Source organism: Pseudomonas sp. PDM16 (assembly GCF_014851865.1).
GTDB lineage: Bacteria > Pseudomonadota > Gammaproteobacteria > Pseudomonadales > Pseudomonadaceae > Aquipseudomonas.
The window spans coordinates 1261550-1273968 of the sequence record NZ_JACVAM010000001.1; the positions used below are offsets into that span (position 1 = coordinate 1261550).

Genomic DNA, 12419 nt, shown 5'->3' on the forward strand with positions numbered 1-12419 from the left:
AGCGCTTATAACAATTTGATTTTATTAATAAAAAAAGAGAAAAACTGGCTACTACCTTTTATCTACCTTACTTCTACGCACAGAGCCTGTGGATAATATCCTCCTCCTTCGGCTCACTTGCCCAAGACGCAATGAAAGGCCTCGAAGCACGCGTTTATTCGCGTCGAACCTTGTCCAGCAAAGCCACGACCTGCTCTTCCGTCATGTCTGCCAGGGCAGCTACACCGGCACGGACAACGTCCGAACGAGAGGCCCGGAATCCACGCGGAATCAGACTGAGGCGATCAATTTCCTCACTGATTTGGTCTGTCAGCGAGAAGGTGACGCGCTTAAAGACTGCTGCGCTCTGTGTTGGGGTATTCGGTTTGACCATCGTGTTGCCCCTGATTGTTATTTAAGAGCAGCAACTTACGTAAGTGAGGTGCGCTTTTCAACCTGTGAAGGCCTTAGCTCGGTTGATCGCACCGCGACAGACAGGCTTCAGGCCAAGCGGGTAGCATGTTGAAAACAACACGCTTACGTAAGTTGCTTAAGTTAAGCGGATCACCTATGATTCCTCTACAGCAGGTCGCCCCATGTCTGCTCGCCGGAATCTGCCAGCCAGGAGGCGCATCATGGTTGTTGCTGAGTTCACGCTTGATGCAGGGCTCGTCGTGTCTAACGAGTTGCCGATCCTGGATGAAGGTGAGTCGATCATGTTCCGTAGGTGCAGCTACAAGGGTCGGACCTCAATGCTCATCGAGGTACTGAGCGATGGGCGCGTAGCAGACTCAATTGTCTTTCCGGGACTGGTCGCCGGCCCGTTTCCGATAGAGCTGTCTCCGTTGTAGGCGCGTTGGCTAAGTGGAGCGGACGGTGGCCCTGAATTCGCAGTTTCACGACATCTACCTGTCCATGCCGATGGACGCCACCCTGCTGCCCGAGCTCCAAGGCCTTTCGTACTGGGGGCGGACAGTCCACGAGATTCTTCAAGAGGTTAATCCGCGCCTCATGGGTCAACTGGCAGAAGGCCAGAGGCTGCGGACGTATATCGAGCGGAAGCAGGGCTATCTCCAGATTGAGGCTGCTCGGCTTGAACGGCAGTGGCGGCGGCTGCACCCGCTGAGTGCTGATGCCGGCTACCTGGCTCGCGCCAATTGGCAGCGACACTGCAAGCTGGCTGTGCGGGAAATGCTGATCGATGAGCTCGCCAAGAGCCTGAGCGGCAGCACAGCCGATATGTAGGAATCGATCGTTCAAATCCATTGATGGCAAAGGAGTTGCGGCTATGTCGGCAGTCAGGTCTTTCCTTGGGGCGGTTTGGTCGTATGGCGTTTCACTGCCGCTGTACGTGATGTGGAGCCTCATCGTCAGTTCCGTGAGAGCAGCCTTCGATTTCTTCTACCCGCGTGGCTACAGGCCTTGCAATGAGCTGGCGGATGCGTTCGTCGAGGAATGCGCCAATCGCCCTGCCGGGCAGTCCGTCCGTTTGCCTTGGGTGGATAGCTCGGCAACCCACTCGGTGGTGATGAACAACACGGGGCGCCTGCTCTCCTATGTGGCTATCGCCCGCGGCTGGTTTGGGGTGGCAGTGAAGAATTCCGGTACCCAGTACCAGCCCAAGCGTACCTATCGCTACTACTACCGCCGCAGCCTGACCGGTAACTGGTTTGCCGAAATCTGGTCGGTGCCGAAGTCCGGCTTCATTGCTGCCGCGCTGGCCATTCCGTTCGTGGACATGGCGCGGGACGTGATGCGGGGGCGCACCTTCGTCAAGCAGGACTCCTTTTCCATCGGAGAGTGGGTGCCGCTGCCTGGATATGAGGGGCTGATGCTGTTGATGGCCGGGTTGCTGCTGGTGATCTGCTTCCTGCCTCGGGCCCTCCTGGGGCGTGGCACTCACTTCGCGGCGATAGCGCCGATCAATGGCGGTGCCTTTGGTGGTTATGGCTGTGCCCAGGTCATCAACTGGGCGGCGGCAATGGCGGGTCTTTCCTACCTGTGGCTGGCGATGGGCGCCGAGTGGGATGTGGGGGCGGTGGTGAGCTTCATCACCAGTGGCTTCTCGGCCTTCGTGAGCGAGTTCATGGCGAGCATGGTCAATCCGGGACCGCAGGTTCTGTTGATGATCCCTGTCGTGATTGCGGTGGGAATCCTGTTTGGCATGGCCTGGACGGTGATCCCGGCAGCAGCTTTCTGGTACGTCTCCCTGCGCTTTATTGCTGCACGCAACGCCAAGGCACAGCTTGAGGCTCTGCCGTTCAACTCTACCCAGGCTGCCATGTACCTGGGCAGCGACTTCGAGAAGCTCGCCGAGCTGCGTGCTCCGCAGGTAACCCTCGGCTACCTGATGTACATAGGCCTGATGGTCGGCATCATCCTCTACCCCATCCAGACTTGGGTGCGCTCGCTTTTCTGATCTCTCCAGACGCGCTATGCGATGAAAGCCCCACACAGTGGGGCTCTTCCCGGGCTCACTGGCTCGGAAAATCAGCACCTTAGCCGGTCCCGGCTACTGGCCCGAAGCTATCCAACCGGTTAAGGTGCGGCATCGATCACACATAGCTCGCAGGGAAGTGTCGCGGCGCCGCCTTCCCCGCACAGTGGAAGGAATACAGCGTGAACCAGCAAAACCTCGCCGACTTCATCTGGAACGTGGCCGACGTGCTGCGCGGCGACTTCAAACAGTCCATCTACGGCCGCATCATTCTGCCCTTCACCTTGCTGCGCCGACTGGAGTGCGTGCTGGAGCCGACCCGCGACAAGGTGCGCAGCCAGTACGAGAGCATGAAGGCCAGTGGCGTGGACATGGACCTGATCCTGCCAACCACCGCAGGTGCCACCTTCTACAATGTCTCGCAGTTCTCGTTGGCGAGCGTGGGCTCCACCAGTACCCGCGCCAACCTGGAGGACTACATCGCCAAGTTCTCCGCCAACGCCCGCCAGGTGTTCGAGCACTTCGCCTTCTCCGATTGGCTGGTTCAGCTCGACAAGGCCAACCTGCTGTACTTGGTGACGCAGAAGTTCGCCAGCATCGACCTGCACCCGGAAACCATCAGCAACCACGAGATGGGCCTGGTGTTCGAGCACCTGATCCGCAAGTTCGCCGAATCCGCCAACGATACCGCCGGGGAGTTCTTCACCCCGCGTGACGTGGTACGCCTGGCCACCACCCTGGTGTTCGCCCCGGATCATCAGGCGCTCAATGGCGAAGGCGTGGTGCGCACCGTGTACGACTGCGCCGCCGGCACCGGCGGCTTCCTGTCATCGGCCATCGAGCAGGTGGCCGAGTGGAACCCCAATGCCCGCCTGGTGCCTTACGCCCAGGAACTGAACCCCGAGACCTACGCCATCTCGGTGGCGGACAAGCTGATCCAGGGCTTCGAGACCCGCAACATCACGCTCGGCAACACCCTGTCCAACGACCAGCTGCCCCATGAGCAGTTCGACTACTGCCTGGCCAACCCGCCGTTCGGCGTGAAGTGGGAGAAGGTGCAGAAGCAGGTGCAGGGCGAGCACAGCCAGCAAGGCTACGCCGGCCGCTTCGGCCCCGGCCTGCCGCGCGTGGGCGATGGTTCGCTGCTATTCCTCATGCACCTGCTGTCCAAGCGCAAACCCATCGAGCTGGGCGGCAGCCGCATCGGCATCGTGCTGTCCGGCTCGCCGCTGTTCAATGGTGGCGCAGGCTCCGGCGAGTCGGAGATCCGTCGCTGGATTCTGGAGAACGACTGGCTGGAAGCGATCATCGCCCTGCCCACCGACCTGTTCTACAACACCGGCATCGGCACCTATATCTGGGTGCTGTCCAACCACAAGGACGCGCTGCGCAAGGGCAAGGTGCAGCTGATCGACGCATCCAGCATGCATGCCCCTATGCGCAAGAGCCTCGGTAGCAAGCGCAAGTACCTGTCGGACGAGCAGATTGCCGATATCGCCAAGCTGCACGAGGCCTTCGAGGAAGGCCCGAACTCGAAGATCTTCGCCACCACCGACTTCGGCTACCGCCGCATCACCGTCGAGCGTCCGCTACGCCTGCGTTTTTCGGTGACGCCGGACAAGCTTGCCGTTTACCGGGACACCAAGGGCGCCGATCAAGTCGAAGCCTTTGCCGCCGTGCAGGGCGAGTTCGACAACCTGCCGGCCTTCCTCAAGGCCGCCGGTATCAAAAAGCTCGGCAAGGGCGCACTGAAAGCCGCGCTGGCCTGCTTTGGCGAGCGCGACGCCAACGCCCAGTCGGTGCTGGACGACAAGGGTAATCTGCAGGCCGACTCCGACCTGCGCGAGTTCGAGAATGTGCCGCTCAGCCAGAACATCGAAGACTACTTCGCCCGCGAAGTGCTGCCCCATGTGCCGGATGCCTGGATCGACACCGGCAAGACGGACGAGAAGGACGGTCTGGTCGGCATCGTCGGCTACGAGATCAACTTCAACCGCTACTTCTACGTCTACCAGCCGCCGCGCCCGCTGGTCGAGATCGATGCCGACCTCAAAGCCGTGGAAGCCGAGATCGCCGCACTGCTGGGCGAGGTCACGGCATGAGTCATTACAAGCCCTATCCGGCCTACAAGGACTCCGGAGTGGAGTGGTTGGGGCGGGTTCCGGAGCATTGGCAGATCAAGCGCCTCAAGCACATTGCCAATGTGCAAACTGGCGTAGCCAAGGGCAAAGATAACGAAGGCAAAGACACCATCGAGGTTCCCTATCTGCGCGTCGCCAACGTGCAGGATGGATATTTGTCGCTGGATGACGTGGCCACCATCGAGATTCCTCGGGAAGACCTGACGCGCTACAGCCTGCAGCCCGGCGATGTGCTGATGAACGAGGGAGGCGACTTCGACAAGCTGGGGCGTGGCAGCGTCTGGCAGGGAGAGATCGAGCCCTGCATCCACCAGAACCATGTTTTTGCTGTAAGACCTACTGCTGTGTCATCGGCCTGGTTGAACGCCTTCACCGGATCACTAGCTGCTCAGTTCTACTTCATGGGACGCGCCAAGCAGAGCACCAATCTGGCCTCCATTTCCTCCAGCAATATCATGGAGCTGCCGGTGGCAATACCGCCTGCAAATGAAGTTGATCTGCTGCTTGCCCACCTCGACCGCGAAACCGTCCGCATCGATGCGCTGATCGAAAAGAAAACCCGCTTTATCGAACTGCTGCGTGAAAAGCGCCAGGCGCTGATCACCCATGCCGTCACCAAGGGGCTCGATCCTAACGTGAAGATGAAAGACTCCGGCGTGGAGTGGTTGGGGGAGGTGCCGGAGCATTGGCGGGTAATGGCTATCAAGCATATTGTCGCGACGCCCATTACAGACGGGCCTCATGAAACACCCGAGTTTCTCGATGAGGGGGTGCCATTCGTTTCGGCCGAGGCTGTCTCCTCTGGCAGGGTCGATTTCGCGAAGATCCGAGGCTTCATCTCCCAAAATGATCATGAACGCTATTCGCAGAAATACTGCCCTAAGCGTGGCGATATCTTCATGATCAAGTCTGGTGCGACTACTGGTGTCACTGCGATTGTGGAGACTGACGATGAATTCAACATCTGGTCGCCCCTTGCCGTCATTCGCTGCGGAGAAAGCGCTGATCCTTACTTTGTGCTGAATTTCATGCGTTCCCGAAGCTTCCAGGAGGCTGTTGCCTTGAGCTGGAGCTACGGAACACAGCAGAACATCGGTATGGGGGTCATTGGAAACTTGGCCGTAACAGTGCCTCCTCTTGACGAGCAGAAACGTATCGCTCTTTCGGTTCATGCCCAGTGCGTTCGTCTGGACGATTTGATTGATAAGACTGAATGCAGCATCGCTCTCCTGAAAGAACGCCGCTCCGCCCTTATCACCGCCGCCGTCACCGGCCAGATCGATCTGCGGGAGGCGGTATGAGCCAGGGTCGCAGTCTGCGTCTGTTTCTGGTGGACGGCACGCCCAATGGCCTGCTGACCGCCGAGATCATGAACTGGACCGGCCATGTGCTGACCGGCCCGCGCTCCAAGTTGGCCGAACTGGTGCAGCGCCCCGAATGCGCGCGTACCGGCGTGTACTTTCTGGTCGGCCCCGACCCGGACAACAGCCTGCGCTCCAGGGTGTATATCGGCGAGTCGGACGACGTAGCCAAGCGTCTGAAAACCCATAACCGCCCTGAAGAGGCTGGCGGCAAGGACTTCTGGGAGCGCGTCTGCCTAGTCACCAGCAAGGACCAGAACCTGACCAAGGCCCATGTGAAGTACTTGGAAAGCCTGCTGATCGGCATCGCCGGCAACCTCGGCCGCTGCGAGCTGGTCAACGGTACCGCGCATGAATACGTCAGCCTGCCCGAATCCGATCGCGCCGATATGGCCTTTTTTCTGGAGCAGATCCGCACCGTGCTGCCGGTGCTGGGCTTCGACTTCCTGCGTGAGCTGACCAAACCTTCCGCGCCCGCTGCTGCCAGCACGGCGGCACCGGTCAGCCGCTCCCCGCGCTTCAGTCTGGAGGTTCCACGCTACCGCTTGAGCGCCCAGGGCCAGGAAATCGACGGTGAATTCTTCGTACTCAAAGGCTCCAAGGCTCGCGCCGAGTGGGTGGGCACCGAGCGCGGCTACCAGGGCTTGTTCAAACAACTGGTCGACGAGGGTGTTCTGGTCGCCGATGGCGGTGAGCACCTGACTTTCAGCGACGACTATGCCTTTAGTAGTCCCAGCGCGGCAGCGGCCGTGGTCTGTGGTCGCGCCGCGAACGGGCGTACTTCCTGGGTGGTTGAGGAAACCGGGCAGACTTATGCTGCCTGGCAAGAGCAGCAGTTGAATATCTCAGAGCTGCCGGCGGGGGCTGAAGCCTGTGAATGAAGCCAGACTGCAACAGTACCTGCTTGAGCATTTCCCCAAGGAAAATGCCGCCTGCGAGTGGAAGGAGTTCAAGAACCTGCGCCATGCCCTTACGGGCGCCGAAGGTAAGGATGTAATCAGCTACCTGTCGGCTATCGCCAATATGGAGGGCGGGCATCTGGTGATCGGTGTGGAGGACGCCACGCTGCGCATCGTGGGCATTCAAGACTTCAACAACCAGACGGTCGATAATGTTCGCCAGCGGCTGCTGGAGCGCTGCCGCGCACTCGACTCGGAAGCCTTCCGCGTCGAGCCCTTTACCACGGACGACACCGGCAAGACGGTGTGGGTGTTCCATATCCCCAAGCACCGGCCGCGTATGCCGGTGTATGCCCATGACAAAGCCTGGCAGCGCCTGGATGACTCCTTGGTGGAAATGCGCCAGGAACGCCTGGAGGCCATTCTGCACGAGCCGCTGGATACCAGCGACTGGTCTGCGCAGATTGTAGAAGGGGCAACGCTGAACGATCTGGACCCTGCCGCGCTTGCTCTTGCCTGCGAGAAATTCGCCGAGAAACACCGTAATACGGCTTTCGCCCAGGATATAGCCGGCTGGGATGTGGCCACCTTTCTCGACAAAGCCAAACTCACCATACAGGGCGGTGTAACCCGTACGGCTCTGTTGCTGCTGGGCAAGCCAGAGGCCAGCCATTTCCTGCCGGCACTGGCGCAAATCACCTGGAAACTGATGGGTGAGGAGCAGGCTTACGAACACTTTGGGCCGCCGTTTCTGCTGAGCACCACTCAGGTGCTGCACCGCATCCGCAATATCGGCTACAAGCTCTTCCCGCAGAATCAGCTACTGGCCACTGAGGTCAGCAAGTACGACACTCGGGTGATTCTGGAGGCTCTGCATAACTGCATCGCGCACCAGGACTACCAGTTGCGCTCGCGCATCCTGGTGACCGAGCGGGTGGACCGGCTGGTGTTCGAGAATGCCGGTGGCTTTTTCGAGGGTAAGCCTGAGGACTACTTCAGTGGTGAGGTCACACCGAGTCGCTACCGTAACCCCTGGTTGGCACAGGCCATGGTCAGCCTGAGCATGATCGATACCATGGGCTTTGGTATCAGCACCATGACCCAGTCCCAGCGCAAGCGCTATTTCCCGCTGCCCGACTACAGCAAGTCGGGGCCAGACAAGGTGGTGCTGGAGATCTACGGGCATGTGATCGACGAGAACTACACCCGCCTGCTGCTGGAACGACAGGATCTGCCGTTGAACACGGTAATGCTGCTGGACCGGGTGCAGAAGAAGCTGCCGATCACCGACGACGCCGCGGCGCTGTTGCGCAAGCAGGGGCTGATCGAGGGGCGCAAGCCCAACTACTACCCGGCTGCGCAAGTGGCTCAGGCCACCGGAAACAAGGGCGAATACATCCGCAATAGAGCCTTTGATAACGCTTACTACAAGGATCTGATCCTCGACTACCTGCGCAAGTTTGGCTCTGCCAGCCCGGATGACTTGAAAGTACTTGTTTTAGACAAGCTTTCGGATGCCTTAGACGAGAAGCAGAAGCAGAACAAGTTCCGTAACCTGCTGAATGCCATGTCGCAGCGTGATCAAACCATTGAAAAACAAGGCAGTCGGCAAACGGGGCGATGGGTGCTGTCCGGCTCCGATCAAGACAAGGTTTAGACAAGGTTTAGACAAGCTCCGCACTATTGGGCCTCATGATTTATTTGACGGGTATTTGATCGGAGGCCTGCCGCAAGGTGCATTGCTCCAGCGTAAGCCTTCTGTCTCGCGGGTTTGCGGTCTTGGCAGGAGCTGTTTTTTATTTGATGGGTATTTGACTGGCCGCCCGGCAGCTTCGATTACGCTGCTTTGCCAGGTCGGTAATACCCCGCAGTCCAAAGGAATGACCATGAGCCACATCCACCACGAATGCGAACTGGAACGCCATATCGTCGAGCAGCTTGAGGCTGCCGGCTGGCGGGTGGGTAAGTCTGCCGACTATGACCAGGGAAGGGCGCTATTTCCCGAGGATGTGCTGGGTTGGCTGGAAGACAGCCAGCCGCAGGCTATGGCCAAGATCCTTGCCATGAATGGCGTCGGAACTCGTGATGTGGTGCTGGATCGCCTGGCCAAGCAGCTGGAGAACAAGGTCGATGGCGGCACGGTGAATGTGCTGCGTTATGGCTTTGCCGTGGCGGGTGGCGGCACTCTGGCTATGAGCCAAGCACTGCCTGAGGACGAGCGCAACGACACTGTCATTGCCCGCTATGCGGCCAACCGCCTGCGTGTGGTGCCGCAGCTGCGCTACTCGCTGGATAAGGCTGACGAGATCGACCTGGCCTTTTTTATCAACGGCATCCCGGTGGCTACGGTGGAGCTGAAGACCGATTTCACCCAGTCGGTGCAGGCTGCTATGCAGCAGTACCGCATGGATCGCCGACCTGAGCGCAAGAGTGGCGGCCTGGAGCCGCTGCTGACTTTCAAGCGAGGCGCGGTGGTGCACTTCGCCATGAGCGACAGCGACATCCGCATGACCACCAAGCTGGCCGGGGATTCGACCTTCTTCCTGCCGTTCAACCGGGGTAACGATGGCGCTGCTGGCAACCCGCCGGGCGAGAACGGCCACTACCCGGTGAGCTATTTCTGGGAGCGGGTGCTGCAAAAGGACAACTGGCTGCACATCTTCCACCGCTTCGTGCTGCAGGAGCGCAAGGAAGCCCAGGACGTCAACGGCAAGACCTATTTCAAGGAAGGCCTGATCTTTCCGCGCTTCCATCAGTGGGAAGGCGTGACCAAGATGATCGACGCGGTGCGGGTTGAGGGGGCCGGGCAACCGTACCTGATCCAGCACAGTGCCGGCTCGGGTAAGACCAATACCATCGCCTGGACCGCGCATTCGCTGATTCGCGTGCGCCGCCCGGATGGCGAGCCGTATTTCCACAGCGTGATTGTGGTGACCGATCGGCAGGTGCTGGACCAGCAGCTGCAGGACGCCATCCAGCAGATCGAGCACCAGGCCGGCGTGGTCTGCGCCATCGACCGCCAGCAATCGAGCCTGCCCAAGAGCCAGCAACTCGCCAAGGCCATGCTGGATGGCGTGCCGATCATCGTCTGTACCCTGCAGACCTTCCCTTATGCGCAGAAGGCCATCCTTGGCGAACAGAGCCTGCGTAACCGCCGCTTCGCCATCATCATCGACGAGGCGCACAGCTCTACCGGGGGCAGCACAGCGGACGATCTGCGCTATGTGCTAACCGGGCAGAGCGAGGCGGAGTGGGAGAAGCTTTCCAAGGAGGAGCGACTGTCCGTATGGCAGAGCTCGCGTTCGCGTCCCGGAAATGCCAGCTATTTCGCCTTCACCGCCACGCCCAAGCATTCGACGCTGAGCCTGTTCGGCCGCCCGCGCAATCCGGCGCAGCCCGTCAGCACAGACAACCCGCCGGCACCGTTTCACCTCTACACCATGCAGCAGGCCATCGATGAAGGCTTCATCCTCGATGTGCTGAAGAACTACACCAGCTACGAGGTGGCGTTCAAAATCGGCAGCGAGATGGTTGATGACAAGCGCGTGGATGAGAAGAGCGCCGGGCGCAAGCTGGCCAAGTGGCTCTCGCTCAACCCGGTGAATGTGGGGCAGAAGGTCGAGCTGGTCGTCGAGCATTTCCGCAAGAACGTGGCGCACCTGCTCGGTGGCCAGGCCAAGGCCATGGTGGTGACCAGCTCGCGTGCGGCGGCTGTGAAGTACCACCTGGCGCTGGAGGATTACTGCAAGCGCAAGGGCTACGACAACGTGCAGGCGATGGTGGCCTTCTCCGGTGAGGTGCGCAACACGGATGTGCAAGCACCTAGTCTGCCGGCGGATCACCAGTTCAGTGAAACCAACCTGAACCCCGGCCTGCATGGCCGCGATATGCGCAAGGTGTTCGACACCCCGGATTACCGGGTGATGATCGTTGCCAACAAGTACCAGACTGGCTTCGACCAGCCCAAGCTGGTGGCCATGTACCTGGATAAGAAGATATCCGGCGTGGAGGCGGTGCAGACGCTGTCGCGCCTGAACCGCACCTTCCCCGGCAAGGACAAGACCTTCGTCATCGACTTCGCCAACAAAGCCGAAGAGATTCTCGCGTCGTTCAAGACCTTTTACCGCGATGCCCAGGTGGCGGACATCCAGGATCCGAACATCGTCTACGACATCAAGCAGCGTCTGGATGGCATGTTCATCTACGAGCAGGCCGAAGTGGAGGCCTTCGGCGATGCCATCGTCGATCCGAAGGTGACGCACCAGAAGCTGTTCTCGCTGACCCAGGCACCCACCGACCGCTTCAACGGAAAGCTGAAGACGCTCAACGACGCCATCGACCAGTGGGAAAAGGCCTGGGAGAAGGCCCACGACGAGGGCAACGACAAGGACATGGAGTACGCCGACGTCCAGTGCTCGGAGTACTGCAAGGCCCGCGACGAGCTGATGATCTTCAGCGAGAGCCTGACCAAGTTCGTGCGCAGCTACGAGTACATCGCCCAGCTCATCGATTTAGGCGACCCGAGCCTGGAGGCCTTCGCCAGCTATGCCCGCCTGCTGCGTAAGCGGCTCAAGGGCATTACGGCGGAGCAGGTGGATCTCGGCGACCTCAAGCTCAGCCACTACAAGATCAAGAAGGGCGGCAACCTCAGTGGCGTTGGTGTGCAGGCGGAAACGCCTGGACTCTACGGCATGACCGACAACGGCCTGCGCGATGCCCGTGACCGCGAGAAGAAGTACCTCACCGAGTTGATCGAGAAGCTCAACAACGCCTTCGGCAAGGACATCACCGACACCGACCAGGTGGCGTTTGCCGTGCACGTTTCCGAGAAGCTACGCGCCGACAGCATGGTGATGGCCCAGGTGCAGAACAACACCATGGAGCAGGCCATGAAGGCCGACCTGCCCACGAAAGCCATCTCCGCCATCGCCGCCGCCATGAACAGCCACACCAGCATGGCGACCAAGCTGCTCAGCGACGAGTCGACGCGGGATGTGTTCTTGACGGTTGTCTACGAGTTGCTGAAGAAGGATGCGGGAACGGATTTGCTGGGTGCTGCGCGAGATTGATTGCGTACGCACTCGCTCTGCTAGGGAAGGATGGCTCTTCGTTCTTAGAGATCAGCTCACCCATGACATCTGTGTCCGCAAGCCTACTGTCACGCGCTGTGTGAATCAGTCTCTCGCGGCCTGTACTCGCCCACCCCTTAGCGTCGCCATCGATAGCTAGGTGGTACTCCGTCGAACTCGGGGATCAGCAGTCGCTTCAAGAATGAGGTAATGCACGGCGGGATTTCATAGTGTTACGGAGATAACCTGCCAATCATTGCCATTTAATGGCAATGATTGGCAGGTTATGGCGCAATTGTGGATCTTCAGGAAGTAATTAGATGGCAATCATTGGCAATGATTGGCTTTCATTGCCAATGATTGCCATCAATTCGGCTGCCAGCAGCTGTCTTGCTCGCGCCTGAGCGCGGCTCTTCGCTTACCAGGGCTGCTCTGTCGATAAATGTCTTCGAGGCTGGCCGAATTGCCGTGTTTAGGCGGCATAAATGCCGCTGTATCACAGGCTGAACGCTGTTGGTGTATCACACGTTGCA

General features: G+C 59.6%; 9 protein-coding genes. 8 read left to right on the plus strand and 1 reads right to left on the minus strand.

The window, feature by feature from the left end; translation table 11 throughout:
- Window positions 1-154 precede the first annotated feature (154 nt).
- The gene (locus IB234_RS05865; protein WP_192315275.1) at window positions 155-373 is read right to left on the minus strand and encodes a hypothetical protein; all 219 of its coding nucleotides are present in this window, start codon (window positions 371-373) and stop codon (window positions 155-157) included.
- A gap of 241 nt (window positions 374-614) precedes the next feature.
- Between IB234_RS05865 and IB234_RS05870 the strand changes: the two genes are divergently transcribed.
- From IB234_RS05870 to IB234_RS05905, 8 genes are all read left to right on the plus strand, one after another.
- Window positions 615-830, plus strand: a complete 216-nt coding sequence (locus IB234_RS05870) for a hypothetical protein (protein ID WP_192315277.1) — start codon at window positions 615-617, stop codon at window positions 828-830.
- A 25-nt stretch (window positions 831-855) separates the two neighbouring features.
- Entirely contained in the window at window positions 856-1224 is a 369-nt protein-coding gene (locus IB234_RS05875; RefSeq protein WP_192315279.1) for a hypothetical protein, read from the plus strand.
- 43 nt (window positions 1225-1267) lie between these two features.
- Window positions 1268-2398, plus strand: a complete 1131-nt coding sequence (locus IB234_RS05880) for a hypothetical protein (RefSeq protein ID WP_192315281.1) — start codon at window positions 1268-1270, stop codon at window positions 2396-2398.
- A 200-nt stretch (window positions 2399-2598) separates the two neighbouring features.
- Window positions 2599-4518, plus strand: coding sequence for a type I restriction-modification system subunit M (locus IB234_RS05885; RefSeq protein WP_192315283.1), 1920 nt, complete (start codon window positions 2599-2601; stop codon window positions 4516-4518).
- Entirely contained in the window at window positions 4515-5858 is a 1344-nt protein-coding gene (locus IB234_RS05890) for a restriction endonuclease subunit S (protein WP_192315285.1), read from the plus strand. The genes IB234_RS05885 and IB234_RS05890 overlap by 4 nt, the downstream gene beginning before the upstream one ends.
- Window positions 5855-6799 carry a GIY-YIG nuclease family protein gene (locus tag IB234_RS05895; RefSeq protein WP_192315288.1) on the plus strand — a complete coding sequence of 315 codons (945 nt, stop codon included), beginning with the start codon at window positions 5855-5857 and terminating at the stop codon, window positions 6797-6799. The genes IB234_RS05890 and IB234_RS05895 overlap by 4 nt, the downstream gene beginning before the upstream one ends.
- The gene (locus tag IB234_RS05900) at window positions 6792-8474 is read left to right on the plus strand and encodes an RNA-binding domain-containing protein (RefSeq protein ID WP_318651978.1); all 1683 of its coding nucleotides are present in this window, start codon (window positions 6792-6794) and stop codon (window positions 8472-8474) included. The genes IB234_RS05895 and IB234_RS05900 overlap by 8 nt, the downstream gene beginning before the upstream one ends.
- Before the next feature lie 229 nt (window positions 8475-8703).
- A complete protein-coding gene (locus IB234_RS05905) occupies window positions 8704-11886 on the plus strand; it encodes a type I restriction endonuclease subunit R (RefSeq protein ID WP_192315290.1) in 3183 nt (1060 codons plus the stop codon).
- The last annotated feature ends 533 nt before the right edge of the window (window positions 11887-12419 follow it).